Origin of the sequence: Candidatus Allofournierella excrementigallinarum, from assembly GCF_944388085.1 — a bacterium.
In the GTDB taxonomy this organism is placed as follows: Bacteria; Bacillota; Clostridia; order Oscillospirales; family Ruminococcaceae; genus Allofournierella_A; species Allofournierella_A excrementigallinarum.
Window position 1 is genome coordinate 1 of the sequence record NZ_CALXHK010000002.1, and the last position, 17,956, is coordinate 17,956.

Below are 17,956 nucleotides of genomic sequence, written 5' to 3' on the forward strand. Positions count from 1 at the left end.
ACTGTTTTGAGGATGGCTCTTTGCCGTTCCCATCAGCGTTCTTTGAGCGGTTTGCTTCAAAGAACGCTGCTTTTTTTGTGGTTTTGGGCTTTACCAAAGAGGGAAAAGGAAGAAAATCGCCTTTTGGAGAGACGAAGCACCCCTTGCGCTTTTGATGCGTGCAGGTTAAAATTACAACTGCAGCTTACCCGCAGCAGAAAAGCGTGTAGGCAAATCGGACATCCGGTTAACAGAAGGGGATAGAAAAATGAAAGTTTTGGTCATCTCGGACATCCACAGCAACGTTTGGGCTTTGCGGGAAGTGCTTCGGGCAGAAAAAGGATTTGACCTTCTGGTGTGCGCAGGAGATTATGTGGATTACGGGGTCGCACCCTGCGAGACCATCGCACTGGTCCGCTCGATCCCCGGCGCGGTGCTGGTGCGGGGCAATCACGATAAGCTGCTCACCGAAATCTATGAGAGCAGTGAATACCGCACCAAGAAAGGGCATGATTTCAAGTGGTCTCACGATAACTGCCTGAAGATGAGCGACGGTGATGTGGACTTTTTGCGGGCACTGCCCATCCACAAAAGCTTTGAGGCGGATGGTGTGTATTACATGGTCCAGCACCAGTATAAAAATGATTACTCCACCGTGGAGTGCCGCTTCCAGTTCGATCAGTTTTGGACCGAACACGCGCCCGCGGTGCCGGACGGCGCACGCCGCTGCATGATCTTTGGCCATTCCCACCGGCAGGCAGTCCACTGGCTTTCGGGCGACCGTCTGTGGCTGAACCCGGGCAGCGTGTCCTATCGCCGGCCGGACGACCCGGAAAAAACGGCCCAGTACGCCGTGATCGAAAACGGTGAGATCTCCCTGCGCCAGGTGCCCTACGACGCTTCCGCCCAGCTGGCGGCGGCGAAGGAGTATCTGGAAAAGGACGCGATGATGGAGACGGAACTGCAGGATTTCTTTTTCTTTTTCGGCAGCGCGAAAACATCCCGCGACCCGCTGGTTCGAAAGGAGAGGGGCGAATGAGCATGATTCGGCGCATCCCCATGGAGGGGGTGATGAACCTCCGCGATCTGGGAGGCTTTGCCTGCCCGGGCGGATGTACCCGGTGGGGCTGCATTTACCGCAGCGCCGCCCTGAACAGCGCCACGCCCGGCGATGTGGAGAAACTGCGCCTCCGGGGCGTGAAACTGGTGCTGGACCTGCGTAACCCGCAAGAGGTCCGGGCCCGGCCGGACACGCTCATACCCGGGGCGCAAAACCTCAATTTCCCTTTACTGGGCGACTACCCTTTGGACAGGATACCCGTCAACGATACGGTCAGAAGCACAAAGAGCCTGCACCGCATGTACCGGCTGGTCCTGCGCCACGGAGGTGAAGGCATCCTGGGGGCGGTTCGAGCGCTGCTGGCGTGCGATGGCGCTGTTTTGTTCCATTGCGCTGCCGGAAAGGACCGCACCGGCATCTTCACAATGCTGCTGCTGAGTCTGGCGGGTGTGGATTGGGTCGATATCCTGGCAGACTACACGGTGAGCGAACTGTATCTGGAAGGATATACCGCCGACATCTCCGGCTCCAACGTGCATAACATGCGCATGCTCCGCAGCTTTTTGGAAAAGGAATACGGCTCACCGCGAGAGTATCTGCTGGGCCTGGGCGCATCCGAAGGAGAGCTGGAGGCATTTCGGCGCCGTTTCGTCTGTTCTGAGGGGGACACGCAACAGAGCTGTTGGTGATAACGCACAAAGGGGATGTGCCGGCTTTGGACGATACACTGAAATTTATGTCCACCGGTTGACATTTTTGCTTGAGGTTTTATAATGGAGACAGGCTCAATGGAAAAGCGAAATCGACATCTGAACAGAAGAAAGGCGGAACGGGAGGGACTTGCCGCGTTCGCCAGACTTCTGTTTTGGCGGCTTTTTCTTCGAAAATATGTCAATCGCTTGACCGAAAAAATGACGGATGTTGCTTTGAAAGGAGAAGTATCAAAATGAAAAAAACAATGAAACGGGTCGTGGCCGGTGCTCTGGCGCTGTCCATGACGATGCTGATGGCGGCTTGCGGAGGCTCCGGAGAGTCCACAGTGTCCTCCGGTTCCGCCGCCCAGCCTTCCAGCGGCAGCACCGCCAGCGCTGCCACCATCAAGGTGTGGGTGAGCTCCGGCGCGGAAGACGACGTCTACCGCGAGACCTTTGAAAAGATGGAAAGCGAACTGGGCATCACCATCAACGACGAATACTATCCCAAGGACGAGCTGGACAGCAAGCTGCAGGTCGCTCCCGTGGTGGGCGACTCTCCCGATCTGATCGTGGCCGACTACCTGCAGATGCCCGCTTACTATGAGGCCGGCATGATCCAGCCCGTGGACGAATACATCAGCGAGGACCTGAAGAGCGACCTGCTGCAGTCTGTGATCGACGAGTCCACCTACGACGGCAAGATGATCTCGACCGCTCAGTTTGACTCCGGCATGGCCATGTGGGCCAACAAGTCGATGCTGGAAGACGCGGGCATCCGCATCCCCACCAGCTACACCGACGCCTGGACCAAGGAGGAGTTTGAGGACGCCCTGGCCAAGCTGAAGGCCAACGGTGTGGAGTACCCCCTGTACATCCGGCAGAACAAGCCCTCTTCTCTGTACTACACCTACATGCCTGTGATCGCCAGCTTTGGCGGTGACTATGTGAACCGTGACACCATGCTGGCCACCGGCACGCTGGACAGCCCTGAGACCATTGCGGCGTACGATTACATCAGCTGGCTGTGCGACCAGGGCTACATGAACCCCGCCTGCGACTACGAAGATGGTTTCTACGGCCGCAAGGAGAGCGCCATCGCTCTGCTGGGCCACTGGAAGTACACCGAGCATGTGGACGCGCTGGGCGACGATGCCATCATCATCCCCATCCCTGACTTCGGCCATGGCGTGTTCACCTGCACCGGCTCCACCGTTTGGGCTATGACCACTGCCGCTGTGGACAACGGCGTGGCGGATGCCGTTTGGAGCGTGATGGAAAAGAGCATGGACCCCGAGTACATCACCCTCGTGACCGACTTCAACGGCGCCATTCCTTCCCGCTACACCGTTATGGAAGCGGATCCCGAGCTGCAGGAGGGCGGCCGCCTGTACCTGTACCGTGAGCAGCTGGAGGCCAACATCGTTGTTCTGCGTCCTCTGACCCCCGCTCATATGACCATCTACAGCGCCATGGAGTCTGTGATGGCCGACGTCATCGCCGGTGCGGACGCTGCCGAAGCCCTGAGCGCGGCTGCGCAGTCCATCGACGAGATCATCATCGAAAACGGCTGGAACATCGAGTAACGCCGAAAGGGGGAGCGCGCACCAGCGCCTCCCCCTTTTTCTTCTTCATCATAAAGGATGTGAAACCGGTTGAAAAAATTCCGCATAAAAAGCATGAGCACCCGCACACAGGAGGCGCTTACCGGCTGGCTGTTCAGCGCGCCGGCACTGATCGGTGTGTCCATTTTCATGATCGTGCCCTTCTGCATGTCGGTGGTCTTTTCGTTCACCAACAAGATGCTGGTGCAAAAGCCCGGCGAGCCGCTGCACTTCACTTTTTTTGACAACTACATCAAGCTGTTCACCAACGATCTGGCTCACCAGGCATTTATGAACACCCTGCTCTACGCCGTGATGGTGGTGCCCGCCACCATCCTGCTGGGCACCCTGCTGGCGGTGTTCGTCAACAGCAAGCTGCGGGGCGTGAAGATCTTCCGCACCATCTATTTCAGCCCCCAGGTGGTCACCATGACCGTTGTGGCGGTGGTGTGGTCCTTCATTTTCTCCTCCAGCGAATCCGGCCTGATGAACTCCGCACTGAAACTGTTCGGTCTGGAGCCTCAGCGCTGGCTGCAGGACACCCACTGGGCCATGTTCTGCATCGCGGTGATGTACATCTGGCAGTCTCTGGGTCTGCAGATGCTCATCGTGCTGGGCGGCCTGCAGTACATTCCGGAAGAACTGTATGAAGCCGCCTATCTGGACGGCTGCAATTCCTTCCAGAAATTCTGGCGCATCACCGTGCCCATGCTGAAAAACACCCTGGTCTATGTGCTCATTTCCACCACCATCAACACCCTGAAGCTGTTCACCCAGGTCTATGTTCTGACCAATGGCGGGCCGCAGAATTCCACAACGTCGGTGGTGTATCTGCTGTACAAGTCCGGCTTCATCAACCAGCAAGTGGGCTATTCTTCCGCGATCGCGGTGGTGTTCTTCCTCATCGTGTTCCTGATCTCTGAAATTCAGAACCATATCATCGGAAAGGAGTGAGCGGGATGACAACAGCAGCAAGCAAACAGAGAAAGATCCTCTCGCTCCTAGCCCACTATGCGGGCTATTTGGCACTGACCTTCCTCTTTATCGCACCCATCGTGTATCTGGCGGTATCCTCGCTGAAGAATGATACCCAGATCGTGGCGGATATGTCCACCTTCAAGGCGTTCCTTCCTGTGGGCGAGCTCTCGCTGGAAAACTACGTCACTGTGATCCAAAAAGTAGACTTCATGAAATTCTTCAAGAACTCTGCGGTGGTGGCTGTGATCTATGTGGGCGTGTCCACGATCATCAACGGCATGATCGGCTATTCTCTGGGCATGTTGGAGTTCAAGGGCAAACGGCTGGTCATCTCGCTGGTGATCGCGCTGTCGGTCATCCCCACCGAGGCGGTCATCATCAATCGCTTCCTGGTGGCCAACGAGCTGGGCATCCTGAACTCCTACATCGGCCTCGCCATCCCCACGGTGGCCTATCCCATGTTCATGTTTCTCTACTACAACCACTTCAAAGGCATGCCCAAGGAGCTGATGGAGGCCGCCATCGTGGACGGCGACAGCTACGCCGGTATCTTCTGGCACATCATGTTCCCGCTGTCCAAACCTATTATCGCCACCGTGGCTATCATGGGCTTTATCCGCTCCTGGGGCGATTTGCTCTGGCCTACCCTGGTCACCCGTGACGAGACCTATCGCACCCTGCCCCTGGCACTGCGTGCCCTCTCCACCGATGTGTACATCTTCTGGGGCCAGATTTTCGCCTTTGCCACCTTGATGACCATTCCGGTCTTTGTGATCTTCCTGCTGTTCCAGAAGCAGTTCATCCAATCGCTGGCCATGAGCGGCATCAAGGGATGAAACTGCAATATCTGGGCACAGGCGGCGCCGAAGGGTTCCCCGGCATGTTTTGCGGCTGCCGGGCCTGCCGCCGTGCAAGAGCGGAAAAGCAATACAAGGCCCGCAGCTGTTCGCTGCTCAACGATTCCATCCTTATCGATCTCTCGCCGGACCTGTATATGCAAAGCCTGAGGTTCGATGTGGATCTGACGGCGGTACGCGCGCTGGTGGTGACGCATTCCCACCGGGACCATCTGGACCCCTTCGGGGTCTGCCTTCGCGCGCGGGACGGTGCAAGCCAGCGGCCTGATCTTTCTGAAGAAGAAAACCGGCTGCCGGTTTACGGCGGTGAGCGGGTGCTGGAGACCATCCGGGCTGAACTGGATAATCAACCCCACGCCAACCGGGCGCGGCTGGAGCTGCATGCCATCCGGGCAGGCAGCCCCTTCCGGGTGAAAGACGTGGAGTTCCATCCCATTGAGGCGAATCACAAGCCGGACGAGCAGTGCTTCATATTTGCTGTGCGCGAAGGGCAAAGCTGGCTTCTCTACGCCAACGATACCGGCGAGCTGCCGCAGAAAAGCCTGGAAGCGATCCGCCGGCTGGGCGCGGTATTCGACGTGGTCAGCATGGACTGCGCACGGGGCATTCTGCCCGGTGACGGCCACATGGGCCTTGGAGAAAACATCGCGCTGCGGGATTTCTTGCGGCAAAGCGGCTGCGTGAAGGAGACGACGCGGTACTATCTGAACCATTTTTCACACATGTGCGGCCTTCTGCCGGATGAGATGGAAGCCATTGCCGGTGAACAGAGCTTCACTCTCGCCCGGGACGGCATGATACTGACGGTCTGAGCCCTTCCCTCCTGCCGCTTTGCGCTGTATAATAATGGCAAACCATCTACGCAAGGCAGGAGTGATTGCAGTATGGCGACGATCAAAGATGTGGCGCTGCATGCCGGCGTCACCGTGGCCACGGTCTCCCGTGTTCTGAACAACCGGGGCTACATCAGTGAAAAGACCCGCCGGAAGGTGTATGAGGCCATGCGGGAGCTGAACTACCAACCCAACGAACTTGCGCGGGCGCTGTACAAAAAGCAGAGCAAGGTCGTGGGGGTGGTGGTGCCCTCGCTGCTGCATCCGTATTTTTCCGCTTGCGTCCACTATCTGGAAAAATACGCCGCACGCCAAGGATACAAGATCATGGTGTGCAACTCCAAGCGGGAGCGTAAAAGCGAGATCGAATACATCGAGATGCTCAAGTCCAACAAGGTGGCAGGCATTGTGCTCTGCACCCGCACCGGCGAGCTGGCCGACATCCTGGACGATTCGCTGCCGGTGGTGACGCTGGAGCGTTCCATCTCCGACAAGATACCGGCCATCATGTGTGACAACTACCAGGGCGGCGTACTGGCCGCCCAGAGCCTGCTGGACCGGGGGCGCAAGGGCATCGCCGTATTTCCCGGCCAGCCCAAGGTGCAGCTGCCGGGCGAATTGCGGGTCACCGGTTTTCTGGATACCTGCCGCCAGGCGGGCGTGGAACCCATCGTGGTGACCACCGATGAAAGTCAGTTCGCAGCGCGTGACTACCGCGGCACCATCCGGGCGGCGCTGCGTGTACACCCGGAGATCGACGGCGTGTTCGCTACCAGCGACGTTATGGCGGCCCAGGTCATCCAGGAGTGCGCCAAGATGCACCGCAGCATCCCGAAGGACGTCAGTCTGGTGGGCTTTGACGATGTGGACATCGCCAGTCTGACCTGCCCTCCGCTGACCACCATCCATCAGCCTCTGGAACAAATGTGCGAGTATGCAGTGGACGGCATTCTGCGCAAATTGAGGGGAGAAACCGTGCCCGTAAAGACCATCCTGCCTGTTTCGCGGGTGGATCGGGAATCGGTGTAAGACATCGCCTGTGCTCTTCGGGCGCGGCGGTGTGTTCCGCCGCGCGCTTGTGACGCATCCCGATCCTGCGCTCAGCGGGGCGGGCACGCTCATAAGGAGAAGAGTATGAACACGAATACCATCATGCACGGCGATATGCCGGGCGACAAGATCGAGATCAACGACGGACACCGCATGAAGGCACAGCGGATCCTGCCTCTGCTGCAGGAAAAGCTGGAGCCCATCCGGGCCGCCAATCCCCATGGCCGTGCGGTCGTCTGCGTGTGCGGCGGCAGCGGCGTGGGTAAGAGCGAGATCGCCAGCCTGCTGGGTCAGGCCCTGCAGGACAGCGGGCTGGGCAGCTATGTGCTCAGCGGCGACAACTACCCTCACCGCATCCCCGCCCAGAACGACGCCGAGCGGCTGCGTGTGTTCCGCTGCGGGGCGCTGAAGGGCCTGGTGGGCAGCGGCCTGTACACCGAACAGGTCAAAAACGAGCTTCTGGAGCTGCAGCGGCAGGACGTGGACTGCGACCCCGCCCAGACCGCCGGCCGCCCCTGGCTGGAAGTCTATCAGCGGGAAGGCAAAAAGACGCTGGCCGGGTATCTGGGCAGCGACAAAGAGCAGGACTTCGCACAGCTCAGCGATATCATCGCCCGGTTCAAAAACGGCGCCGGCAGCATCTATCTCAAACGCATGGGCCGCACGCCTCTGGACCTGTGGTACGATAAGGTGGATTTTTCTGACAAAAAGGTGCTCATCATCGAGTGGACCCACGGCAACAGCGACGGCTTTTCCGGGGTGGATCTGCCCATCCTGCTGAACAGCACCCCCCAGGAGACCCTGGAACACCGCCGCAGCCGCAACCGGGACGGCGGCGTGGACCATCCCTTCACCACCATGGTGCTGGAGATCGAGCAGCGCCTGCTTGAATCCGCGGCCCACAAGGCGGCCATCATTGTGGCAAAAAACGGTGACCTGCTCAGCTATGAGCAGTACCGGGAACAGATGGCACGGGGGTGAGCGGCGATGAAAGAATTGTCGAGCGGGCCGATGCTCAACGCCTACCCGGACAGCATCGGCGGTCAACTGGCGGACATTGTGGCCTTTCTGAGCCGCGATGAACTCAAGGACGTTTTTTCTTCCTTTTACATCCTGCCCAGCGTCTTCAACACCGACCTGGATCGGGGCTTTTCGGTGGTGGACTACTCCCTCAGCGAGGACCTGGCCCGGCGGGAGGATCTGGACGCGCTGCGGGCGTTGGGGCTGGACCTCAAACTGGACTTCGTGCTGAACCACGCATCTGTGCTCAGCCCCCAGTTCCAGAGCATGGTCCATGACCCGGACTCTCCGTATCGGGACTTTTTCATCGACTGGAACGAGTTCTGGAAGGGCGAAGGTGAGATGACCGAAGAGGGATATATCCTCCCGGACAAAAAACACCTGGACCGGATGTTCTTCCGCAAGCCGGGACTGCCCATTCTGATGGTGCGTATGCCCGACGGGCGGGACGTGCCCTATTGGAACACCTTCTACCAGCAGGTGGATTATCAGGTGCCCACGGTGCAGCAGCTGATGCATGCCTGCGGCCTGCAGTATACCCGTGCACTGCGCCTGCATGAGCGCATTGCTCCGGCCCTGGCGGAGGGCAAGACTCCCGCACAGCTGGACTTCACCGGCTTCGAGGGGGCCAAAGAGGCGGTGTGCGGCTGGCTGGAGGCCCACCGGGAGTATCTGGGCCAGATGGACCTGAACATCCGCTCGCCGCTGGTGTGGCAGTTCTACGACGACACCCTCAAAACGCTGGCGGGCTACGGCGCGCGCATCGTCCGGCTGGACGCCTTCGCCTACGCCCCCAAGGCGGTGGGGGAGAAGAATTTCCTCAACGAGCCCGGCACCTGGGACCTGCTGGCCCGGGTGGACGAACTGGCGAAGAAATATGACCTGGATCTTCTGCCTGAGATACACGCCAGCTACGGCGAAAAGATCTACGAAAAGATCGCCGGGAAGGGCTACATGACCTACGACTTCTTCCTGCCGGGCCTTCTGATCGACGCTTTTGAGCACAAGAACGCCGATTATCTGCGCCGCTGGGCGGGCGAAATCCAGGCCGGCGGCCTGCGGGTGGTGAACATGCTGGGCTGCCACGACGGCATCCCTCTGCTGGACCTGAAGGGCCTGATGCCGGACGAGCGCATCCAGGGCCTCATCGACGCGGTGGTGGCCCGGGGCGGCTACGTCAAGGACCTGCACGGCGCCAAGAACATGTATTATCAGGTGAACGCCACCTACTACAGCGCTCTGGGCGAGGACGACGCCAAAATGGCGCTGGCCCGGGCCATCCAGATGTTCATGCCCGGCAAGCCCCAGGTGTGGTATCTGGACCTCTTCTGCGGCAAGAACGACCACGAGGCGGTGCACCGCGCCGGCCCCGGCGGCCACAAGGAGATCAACCGCACCAACATCCCGCCCGAGGCCATCGACGGCCTGCTGCAAAACCCCTGTGTGCTCGAGCAGCTGGATCTGCTGCGTCTGCGCAGCACCCATCCGGCCTTCGGCTTCGACAGCGAGCTGGAGATCGGCGGCGAGGGCAGCGAGCTGGAGCTCACCTGGCACAAGGGCGGCGAGTGGGTCTCCCTCCACGCCGACCTGGACAAGGCGAAATATTCCATCACCGGCACTTCACTGTAAATAGCTAACCGGCCGCGCCGCGGCGGACATCTGTCCACCGCAGCGCGGCTTTCTTTTTGAAGAACAAGCGGGGGATACCGGCCCGCTTTTCCTTTTTGGGAAAACGATGTCAGCGCACCTCGCCTGTGCTATACTGAATGAAAAGCCGCAAGGAGGGGACAGTGCATGGAACAGAAGCAGGGCGGAGCGGTCCGTTTGGCCCGCCCCCGGGACATTGAGGGCTGGATGGAACTGGTGGAGCGGGTGAAAGCGGAGTTTCCCGGATTGGAAACGGCCGGGGCTGTGGCGGAGCACAGGGCCGCCGTTCTGGACTTTATTCAGAATTCATCCGCTGTCTGCGCCGAGAAAAACGGGCGCATCGTGGGCGCGCTGCTGTTCTCAAAGGAAAGCGGCACGCTCTGCTTCCTGGCGGTGGACCCGGACAGCCGCCGGCAGCATATCGCGCGGGAGCTGGTATCCTTGATGCTGGCGCGAATGGACGAGGACCGGGACGTTGCTGTGACCACTTACCGGGAGGGCGACCCGCGGGGCGCCGCCGCCCGGGCGTTTTATAAGCGCATGGGCTTTTCGGAAGGCGAGATGGGGGAAGAGTTCGGCTGCCCCGTGCAGCAGTTCATCCTCCGGCGGGCGCGCGCCGGACAAACATGAGCACGGAATGTCGGGCGGCGGCCGCCGCTTTGCGGTATGCTGGGACCAGAAGGACGGTGTGACCAATGGATTGGGTAGAAAGCATCCACAGAGCGGTCCGGTACATTGAAGAGCATCTCCGGGAGGAGCTGACCATCGGGGATATCGCGAGGCAGGCGGCCCTTTCTCCGTTTTATTTTCAAAAGGGCTTTGCCATGCTGTGCGGCATGACGGTGGGCGACTATATCCGCCAGCGCCGGCTTTCCGCCGCCGGACTGGAGGTCCTCACGACGGACCGGAAGATCATCGACATCGCGCTGGAGTTCGGCTACGACTCGCCGGACAGCTTCACCAAAGCCTTTGCCCGCTTCCACGGCCTCACACCCGCCGCACTGAGAAAAAGCGGAGGCGCGGTCCGTTCCTTTGCTCCGCTTCGGATCAAAGTGACATTGGAAGGTGGTCAAAACATGGATTGCAGGATCATGAAAAAAGAGGCGTTTACCGTCCTGTGCAGAGCAAAAACTTTCAGATATGAGGACGGCGCGGCGGAAGTGCCCCGGTTCTGGGCCTCGCACTTTGCCTCGGGCGGCGGCGAAGTGGTGCGCGGCGTCTACGGCATCAACCTGGACGAGAGCATGGGCGGCAGCGAGTTCGAATACCTCATCGCTGACAACTACGACCCCGCCGCCCAGGTGCCGGAGGGGTTTGTCACCCGCACCATCCCGGCCCACACCTGGGCGGTGTTCCCCTGCACCGGGCGGATGCCTCAGGCGCTGCAGGAGCTGAACCGGCAGATCTTTTCCCGCTGGCTGCCGGAGAACCCGGACTACAAGATCGCCGCGGGCATCAACGTGGAGCTGTACAGCGACGCAAGCAAATTTGAAAACGGCACGCAGGACCAGGAGTATTACTGCGAGGTCTGGCTCCCGGTGGAAAAGAAATAAAAGATGTGTCCGGCCCCGGCGCTTTGCCGGGACCGGACATTTCGTTTCGCCATAGATTGACAGAAAGGCGGAAAGAACGGTATGATAAAGTAATTTGAGGCCGGCCCGCACGGACCCGCGCCGGCTGTACCGTTAAACGAAGGGAAGAGAGACATTGGAGCGGGAAGAATGCCTGATTTGTAAATCGCCGCTGGAGTATCTGACCCGGGACGAAATGATGGAGTGCGCTGTCTGCCACAAGAAAGAGCCCAGCAAGGCCCGCTGTGTAAAGGGACACTATGTGTGCAGCGATTGCCACACACAGGGGATGGACAGTGTTTTCGGCTTGTGCCTTGCCGAGAGCTCCGATGACCCCATCGCCATTCTGCGGCGGATGATGGAACTGCCCTTTTGCCACATGCATGGGCCGGAACACCATGTGATGGTGGGCGCGGCTCTGCTCACTGCCTACAAAAACGCCGGCGGCGCGCTGGACCTGGAGGCGGCGCTGCGAGAGATGTACAGCCGGGGCAAAGCTGTTCCCGGCGGAGCCTGCGGTTTCTGGGGCGCCTGCGGGGCAGGCGTCAGCACAGGGCAGTTTCTGGCCATCGTCAGCGATTCCACCCCGCTGGCCCGGGAGCCTTGGGGCCTGAGCAACCGCATGACCGCCCGGGCGCTGGAGGCCATCGGCAGTGCGGGCGGCCCCCGCTGCTGCAAGCGGGACTCCTTCCTCGCCACCCTCGCCGCCGTGGACTTCGTGCGGGAGCATCTGGGGGTGGAGATGGAGCGGAACGTGCCCGTCTGCTCCTTCAGCCCCCGCAACGCCCAGTGCATCGGCAGCCGCTGCCCCTTCTCGGCGGCCCGCAAAAAGCCGAAAGTGGCCTTCCTGTGCGTGCACAATTCCTGCCGCAGCCAGATGGCGGAAGCGTTGGGCAAAAAGCTGGCGGGAGACGTGTTCGAGAGCTTTTCCGCCGGCACTGAACCCGGCGCGAGGATAAACCCCGACGCTGTGCGGCTGATGAAGCATGTCCACGGCGTGGACATGGAGCTGACCCAGCACAACAAACCCCTCTTGGAACTGCCCGCGGTGGACATCGCGGTCACCATGGGCTGCGGGGTCAATTGCCCGTTCCTGCCCTGCACCCACCGGGAGGACTGGGGCCTCGACGACCCCACCGGCCGGGAGGACGGCGCGTTTCTGGACGTGATGGCCCGCATCGAGGAAAAGGTGCTGGACCTCAAGCACCGCATCCAGGCAGGAGAGCTGAAATAAAGAAAAAGGCCGCCCGGTTTTCGGGCGGCCTTTTTATGCAAAAAAGACGTCGCTCAGCCCCGCAGGATCTTTTCCATGGGGCGGCCTTTGGCCAGTTCGTCCACCAGCTTGTCCAGACGGCGGATCTCCTGCATCAGCGGGTCCTGAATGTCCTCCACCTTCACGCCGCACACCTTGCCGGTGATGAGGGCGCGGGCGGGATTCATGGCAGGGGCGCTGCGGAAAAAGTCGCCGTAGCTGGTGCCGTCCTGCTCCATCCGGGCCAGGTCCCCGGGCGTATAGCCGGTGAGCCAGACGGTCACCCGGTCCACTTCCTCCCGGGTGCGGCCCTTCTTCACGGCCTTGTCCACCAGCAGGGGATAGAGCTTTGCAAAGGGCATCTGCGTCACGTCAGCGCGGGGCATGAAACCGCCTCCTTTTTAAAAATCAACATGGTAGTCCTTGTCAATGAGAATGTATTCGGCGCCGTACCGGCGGCAGGCCTCCAGCGCCAGAGCGTTGTCCCGGACCAGGTCTTCCAGGGCGCAGCCGTCCTCTTTTCTGTGCTCCGCGTCGCAGGCGTGGGCCAGGATATCCCCGTAATGGGCGCGGATATAGCTTTCGCTCATCACAAGGCAGCGGTATTGGATGTGGACGAGGTATTCCGCCGAAAAGTCCTTTGCCCAGTCGAAGGGGATGTAGCACCCTTCCACGATGAGGTCCTGTCCGTTTTCGATCGCGGTCTTGACCATCTCCCGCGCCACCGGCCAAAGCAGGTTTGTCAGCTCCCGGTCACTGCTCAAAGCGGTCAGGTGCGTGTGCCCGCTGCGGATAAGGCCCATTTTCAGGTGGTCGAGGGAAAGGCAGAAGCATCCGTACCGCTTCACCAGCCTTTGGGCAAGGGCGGTCTTTCCCGTGTGGGACGCCCCCGCGATGAGAATGACCATTCGGCTCCCTCCCCCGGCGTGTTTTAGCGGGAGCGGCTTTGCCGCCCGCAGCTTCATCATAGCACGGGCGGCACCGTCTGGCAATCGGAACAAAATGAAAAAGCACACCGCGGGCAGTCCGGGGTGTGCTTTTTGGCTCTGGGGCCGCTCACGCGCCGCCCGCCAGATATTCCTCGGCCATGCGCACCGCCACGGCCCCGTCGGCCACCGCGGTGACCACCTGACGCAGAGGTTTTGTGCGCACGTCCCCCACGGCGTAAACGCCGGGCACGCTGGTCTTTGTGGTCTCGTCCGCTGCGATGTAGCCGCTCCCGTCCAGCTCCAGCTGGCCTTCGGCCAGCTGTGTGGCGGGCTTGCGGCCCACGCTGACGAACAGCCCGTCGCAGGGCAGAAGGGTCTCTTCGCCGGTGTTCACGTCCCGCAGCTTCACGCCGGTGAGCTTGCCGTCGTGGAGCAGCTCGGCGACGGTGCTGTTCCAGCGGAACTCCACATTTGCGGCCTGCATCAGCGGCTGGTGATAGACCTTCTCTGCCCGCAGGGTGTCTCTGCGGTGGACCAAAATGACCTTTTCGGCAATGCGGCTCAGCAGCAGGGCGTCCTCTGCGGCGGAGTTGCCGCCGCCCACCACCACGACGGTCTTGCCCTTGTAGCGCATGCCGTCGCAGGCGGCGCAGTAAGCCACGCCCCGCCCGGTGAGGGCCGCCTCGTTTTCCAGCCCCAGCTGCCGGGGGTCGGCCCCGGTGGCCACCACCACGGTGCGGGCGTAAAAATCGCCCTCGCTGGTGTGCAGTACCTTGGGGCTGGCGGTCAGTTCCGCCCGCTCAACCTGGGCGTATTCGGTCTTTGCGCCGAACCGCTGGGCCTGCTGCTGCATCCTTTCCCCCAGGGTGAAGCCGTCGATGCCCTCCTCATAGCCGGGGTAGTTGTCGATGACGTCGGTCAGGGCCATCTGCCCGCCCGCCGAAAGCTTTTCCAGCACCAGTGTGTCCAGTCCGGCCCGGGCGGCGTAGAGGGCGGCGGTATAGCCGCCGGGGCCGCCGCCCACCACGATCATGTCGTAAACATGGGTCCCGCTCATGGCCTGTGCCTCCTCACTGTTCCAGTGTTTCCCGGATGAACCGGTCGATGGCCGCCTTGGAGTCGGGGGCGACGATGGAGCCCAGGATCTTGCCGTCCCGGTAGAGCACCAGGGTGGGGATGACCTCCACCCCCGCGTCCTTTGCCAGCTGGCCGTCCTCGTCAATGTTCACCTTGGCCACCGTCAGCCGGTCGGAATATTCCGCGGCGATCTGGTCGTAGGCGGGCCCGATGCGCCGGCAGTAGCCGCACCAGGGGGCCCAGAAGTCCACCAGAAGGGGCTTGTCTCCCGCTGCGCTCTGTTTGAATTGTTCTGCGTTTATGTTCATGGCTGCCATACCGGTCAGCTCCTTTCCTTTGTTTAATTTTAGTATACCCGCAAAAGGGAGGCTTTACAGTGACGACGTCACCCAAAGGAAAAACCGCCGTCCGGCACAGCAGTACCGGACGGCGGCGGGGGGATTTCAGCGCGGGCAGCCACAGTTCGAGAAGGGCGGCCCGCTGAAACATCCCGCCTTGCCGCCGCGCCGGCGGTCCTCCGTCGGCGGGACGCTGCGGCGGAATAAAAAAGCAGGGCCCCCGAAAGAGGGGCCTGCTCTGTTTTTTCTGAGCGCTCACAGGGTGGTTTGGTCATACTGGGCGAAAGCCCGGTCCAGCGTTTCGGCCCCGGCGGGGAACACCAGGGCGAAGGCGTCCCGGGCGGCGGGGGCAAGGGGCGCGAAGGCCTCGTCCAAGCCCGCCCAGCGGGGCACCGCCAGGGTCACCTCCGCCACTTCCTTTGCCGCCTTGCCGACGATCTGATCGTCCCGCATGCGCATCATGCTCATCAGCATGGTGCCGTAATTGCTTTGGGTGCAGGTGCTCAGATACAGCCGCACTGTGTGTACCAGCTCGGCGTGCAGCAGCGGCTGCACAAGGCCGGCGTCGCCCTCCGGATGCAAAAGAAAGGCCATCTTTTCCAGCTCCTTGCGGGCGGCGCGCGCTTTGCGGGGGGCAAGCCCCGCCTTGCGCCAGCGGTCCAGCGCCAGCCAAAGGGCGATGTAACGGTCCGCCAGGGGGGCGTTTTTCCGGGGCTGCACATAGCGCAGCTCCCACAGCCTGCGGCGGATCTCGTTTTCCGCCGCGGTGCCATCGCCTGCGGCCATGGCTTCGTTCAGCAGCCTGCGCCGCCTTTCCGGGTCAAATTCTTCATAATACCGCTCGGGCCAGGAAATTTGGGGCTGTGTCATGATGGGGCCTCCCTTCGCGCGCAGGCGCTGATCTGCTATCAGTATCCCACGCGGCGGGCCGGATGTCAACGGCGCGTCAAAGCCCCAGCACCCGAACAGCGCTGCGCGCCGCCAGCCGGTACACGCACCAGAGCGCCGCAGCCACCGCCGCCGCGAGCGCAAGGCAGCTGCCGAGGCCCGCCAGCTCCCCGGCGGAGAAACGGTTGTCGTTGAAAAACAGGATCATGCCGTAAAAGACGTACATCAGGCCGATGCCGGCGGCGGCGGGCACGGCGAACACCCGCCGCACCTGGCTGCGGGCCGAGCGGCGCATCCAGGCGTTTGACGCGCCCAGGCAGCGCAGGTCTTCGTAGACACGGCGGTTTTCCAAAGCGATGGTGAGGCTGCGCACGAAGCCGATGACCGCCGCCGCGGCAAAGCACACGATGCAGATAAAGAGGAACAGCATCAGATATACCGCCAGCGTGCGCACAAAGTCGGCCTTGTCCAGCACCCGGAATTGGGGCATGTACTGCCAGAACAGGCGGAATTCGGAGCTGTCGCGCCGGGCATAGTCGATGGCGCTTTCGCCGTTTGCCAGAAGGGTCTCCCGGTCCAGGAAATAGGAGCCCTCCTCCTCGATATAGCGCTGGCGCACCACCGGGTCCCAGCCGCTGTGCAGGGCCACCTCCGGGCCGGAACGGTCCACGATCTCGTTGAAAAGCGCCTTGGCAAAGGCGTATTCATCGCCGCCCTCCGCCACGTCAAAAAAGACCATCTGCTCGCGCCAGCTGCCGGGCAGGCCGGCGGACATCGCGGCCCAGTCGCCGTCGTCCAGCACGAAATGCCCGAACAGCATGTCGTGGCGCAGCGGCGCGGCGGCGCTGACGGGCCAGCGTTCGCCGGTGGCGGTGTTGGTCACCAGGCGGATGGAGGGCTCGAACCTGCCCTGGCTGCTGCCGGAAGCGTCCAGCACCGCCGCGGCCTGCCCCGGCGCAACGTCCACGCTCCCGCCGGTGAGGGCGTTCCAGGCGCTCTCGGGCAAAAACAGCGCCGAGGAATCCAGCTCGCTGTACACTGCCTCCCAGGTGGCGCCCAGCGGGCCCTCGGTCTCCACCTGATGCTCGCCGTCCACCCCCAGGCGCGCCATGGGCGCCTGGGCCCAGCGGGTCACCTTTACGCCGTATTCTTCGGCCAGCGCCAGCACTTCGTCCTGCCAGGGCATATCCTGGTCGGCCCGGTAATGATAGGCAAAGTCCACCGGGCGGGCGTCGTAGCGCATCATGGAGCCGGTGCCCAGCATGGGCGCGTAGAAGCCCGCGAAGCACGCCCCGCCGATGAGCACCGTCATCACCAGCATGTTGCGCACCGTCTGGCGGCCTTCGAAGCGCATCATGGACACCGAGAGGATGTCCCGGTGCCAGGCGGCTTTGCGGCCCCAGCCGTTGGCCACCGTGTGCAGCAGCACCATATACAGCCCCGCCAGCGCCGGAAGATAAAAAGGCGCGGTAAAAAGGGCGGGGGCATACCAGTGCAGCCACCGCACGCAGACGGTGGGCACAAGGTAGCCGCAAAGGCAGCCCGCCAACGTCAGCAGGATGCCCTGCCAGCCATAGCGGCGGGGCACCGCCCGCACCGGCTCGGCGGTGTGGCTCTGGCGCACCACTTCCATGACGCTGGCCCTGCACACCGAGCGCCGGCCCAACCACAGCAGCATGAGCGCCGCATAGGCGGCAAAGGCCAGCGGCCAGGCCAGCGCGCCGAAGTCAAAGCGCAGGGGCATCTCGCCGCTGTCCACCACAAAGGCGCGGAACAGCTGCCACAGCCCGAAGGCCAGCGGCACGCCCAGCACGGCCCCTGCCCCGCAGGCGGTCAGCCCCAGCACGCACACCTCCGGCAGCAGCAGCGCCTGCACCTGCCCCCGGCTGGCCCCCAGCGCCAGAAACACCCCCGTCTCCCGGGAGCGCTGGCGGAAAAACAGCCCGGCAGCGTAGGCGGTGAACACCCCGCAGCCCAGCACCGCCAGCGCAAAGACCATGATGACCTGCTTGCGGCTGTCGCCCCCCTCGGGCAGCACCTCAAGGATGGTGGGCGCGCGCATCATCAGGGCGTAGGCGGTGATGAGCAGCGCAGAGAAAAAGCAGCACCCGGCCAAAAGGGCATAGCGGCTGCGGCCGCGGCAGCGCAGCCGCGCCCACACGGAAGCAAAGCTGTTCACAC

The 17,956-nt window shown here is 61.9% G+C and carries 19 protein-coding genes and 1 pseudogene; 14 read left to right on the forward strand and 6 right to left on the reverse strand.

Annotation, left to right across the window (positions count from 1 at the left end; all coding sequences use genetic code 11):
• The first annotated feature begins 247 nt into the window (after nt 1-247).
• From ACH2AT_RS00340 to ACH2AT_RS00405, 14 genes and pseudogenes are all read left to right on the forward strand, one after another.
• Nucleotides 248-1,018, forward strand: coding sequence for a metallophosphoesterase family protein (locus ACH2AT_RS00340; protein WP_394962529.1), 771 nt, complete (start codon nt 248-250; stop codon nt 1,016-1,018).
• A complete protein-coding gene (locus tag ACH2AT_RS00345; protein WP_394962531.1) occupies nt 1,015-1,728 on the forward strand; it encodes a tyrosine-protein phosphatase in 714 nt (237 codons plus the stop codon). Before ACH2AT_RS00340 ends, ACH2AT_RS00345 begins: the two co-directional genes overlap by 4 nt.
• A gap of 99 nt (nt 1,729-1,827) precedes the next feature.
• On the forward strand, nt 1,828-1,989 hold the full coding sequence (locus ACH2AT_RS00350; RefSeq protein ID WP_394962533.1) for a hypothetical protein: 162 nt from the start codon (nt 1,828-1,830) through the stop codon (nt 1,987-1,989).
• The gene (locus ACH2AT_RS00355; RefSeq protein WP_394962535.1) at nt 1,986-3,317 is read left to right on the forward strand and encodes an extracellular solute-binding protein; all 1,332 of its coding nucleotides are present in this window, start codon (nt 1,986-1,988) and stop codon (nt 3,315-3,317) included. The genes ACH2AT_RS00350 and ACH2AT_RS00355 overlap by 4 nt, the downstream gene beginning before the upstream one ends.
• Nucleotides 3,318-3,386: 69 nt before the next feature.
• Nucleotides 3,387-4,289, forward strand: a complete 903-nt coding sequence (locus ACH2AT_RS00360) for a carbohydrate ABC transporter permease (protein WP_394962537.1) — start codon at nt 3,387-3,389, stop codon at nt 4,287-4,289.
• A 5-nt stretch (nt 4,290-4,294) separates the two neighbouring features.
• On the forward strand, nt 4,295-5,149 hold the full coding sequence (locus ACH2AT_RS00365; protein ID WP_394962539.1) for a carbohydrate ABC transporter permease: 855 nt from the start codon (nt 4,295-4,297) through the stop codon (nt 5,147-5,149).
• Nucleotides 5,146-5,982: an MBL fold metallo-hydrolase gene (locus tag ACH2AT_RS00370; RefSeq protein ID WP_394962541.1), complete on the forward strand. Its 837-nt coding sequence runs from the start codon at nt 5,146-5,148 to the stop codon at nt 5,980-5,982. Before ACH2AT_RS00365 ends, ACH2AT_RS00370 begins: the two co-directional genes overlap by 4 nt.
• Before the next feature lie 72 nt (nt 5,983-6,054).
• Nucleotides 6,055-7,032, forward strand: a complete 978-nt coding sequence (locus ACH2AT_RS00375; RefSeq protein ID WP_394962543.1) for a LacI family DNA-binding transcriptional regulator — start codon at nt 6,055-6,057, stop codon at nt 7,030-7,032.
• 105 nt (nt 7,033-7,137) lie between these two features.
• Nucleotides 7,138-8,034 (forward strand): adenylylsulfate kinase, encoded by an 897-nt coding sequence (locus tag ACH2AT_RS00380; protein WP_394962545.1) that lies wholly within the window; start codon nt 7,138-7,140, stop codon nt 8,032-8,034.
• 6 nt (nt 8,035-8,040) lie between these two features.
• Complete coding sequence (locus ACH2AT_RS00385) at nt 8,041-9,702, forward strand: glycosidase (protein ID WP_394962547.1); 1,662 nt, start codon at nt 8,041-8,043, stop codon at nt 9,700-9,702.
• Between the two features lie 165 nt (nt 9,703-9,867).
• Nucleotides 9,868-10,350 (forward strand): GNAT family N-acetyltransferase, encoded by a 483-nt coding sequence (locus ACH2AT_RS00390; protein WP_394962549.1) that lies wholly within the window; start codon nt 9,868-9,870, stop codon nt 10,348-10,350.
• 65 nt (nt 10,351-10,415) lie between these two features.
• Entirely contained in the window at nt 10,416-11,273 is an 858-nt protein-coding gene (locus tag ACH2AT_RS00395; protein WP_394962551.1) for an AraC family transcriptional regulator, read from the forward strand.
• 307 nt (nt 11,274-11,580) lie between these two features.
• A pseudogene (locus ACH2AT_RS00400) lies at nt 11,581-12,093 on the forward strand (DUF5714 domain-containing protein); the annotation flags it as partial.
• Nucleotides 12,094-12,168: 75 nt separating this feature from the next.
• A complete protein-coding gene (locus tag ACH2AT_RS00405) occupies nt 12,169-12,525 on the forward strand; it encodes an arsenate reductase ArsC (protein ID WP_394962695.1) in 357 nt (118 codons plus the stop codon).
• 53 nt (nt 12,526-12,578) lie between these two features.
• Here the strand turns inward: ACH2AT_RS00405 and ACH2AT_RS00410 are convergent, their stop codons facing one another.
• The 6 genes from ACH2AT_RS00410 to ACH2AT_RS00435 all read right to left on the reverse strand — a co-directional run bounded on the left by ACH2AT_RS00410 (nt 12,579) and on the right by ACH2AT_RS00435 (nt 17,954).
• Entirely contained in the window at nt 12,579-12,929 is a 351-nt protein-coding gene (locus ACH2AT_RS00410; RefSeq protein WP_394962553.1) for a DUF2200 domain-containing protein, read from the reverse strand.
• Nucleotides 12,930-12,944: 15 nt separating this feature from the next.
• Nucleotides 12,945-13,451: an AAA family ATPase gene (locus tag ACH2AT_RS00415; protein WP_394962555.1), complete on the reverse strand. Its 507-nt coding sequence runs from the start codon at nt 13,449-13,451 to the stop codon at nt 12,945-12,947.
• A gap of 148 nt (nt 13,452-13,599) precedes the next feature.
• On the reverse strand, nt 13,600-14,529 hold the full coding sequence (gene trxB, locus ACH2AT_RS00420) for a thioredoxin-disulfide reductase (protein WP_394962557.1): 930 nt from the start codon (nt 14,527-14,529) through the stop codon (nt 13,600-13,602).
• Nucleotides 14,530-14,542: 13 nt separating this feature from the next.
• A complete protein-coding gene (locus tag ACH2AT_RS00425) occupies nt 14,543-14,866 on the reverse strand; it encodes a thioredoxin family protein (RefSeq protein WP_394962559.1) in 324 nt (107 codons plus the stop codon).
• Nucleotides 14,867-15,142: 276 nt separating this feature from the next.
• The gene (locus ACH2AT_RS00430; RefSeq protein ID WP_394962561.1) at nt 15,143-15,757 is read right to left on the reverse strand and encodes a DUF6553 family protein; all 615 of its coding nucleotides are present in this window, start codon (nt 15,755-15,757) and stop codon (nt 15,143-15,145) included.
• A 76-nt stretch (nt 15,758-15,833) separates the two neighbouring features.
• Nucleotides 15,834-17,954 (reverse strand): ABC transporter permease, encoded by a 2,121-nt coding sequence (locus ACH2AT_RS00435; protein WP_394962563.1) that lies wholly within the window; start codon nt 17,952-17,954, stop codon nt 15,834-15,836.
• Between the last annotated feature and the right edge of the window lie 2 nt (nt 17,955-17,956).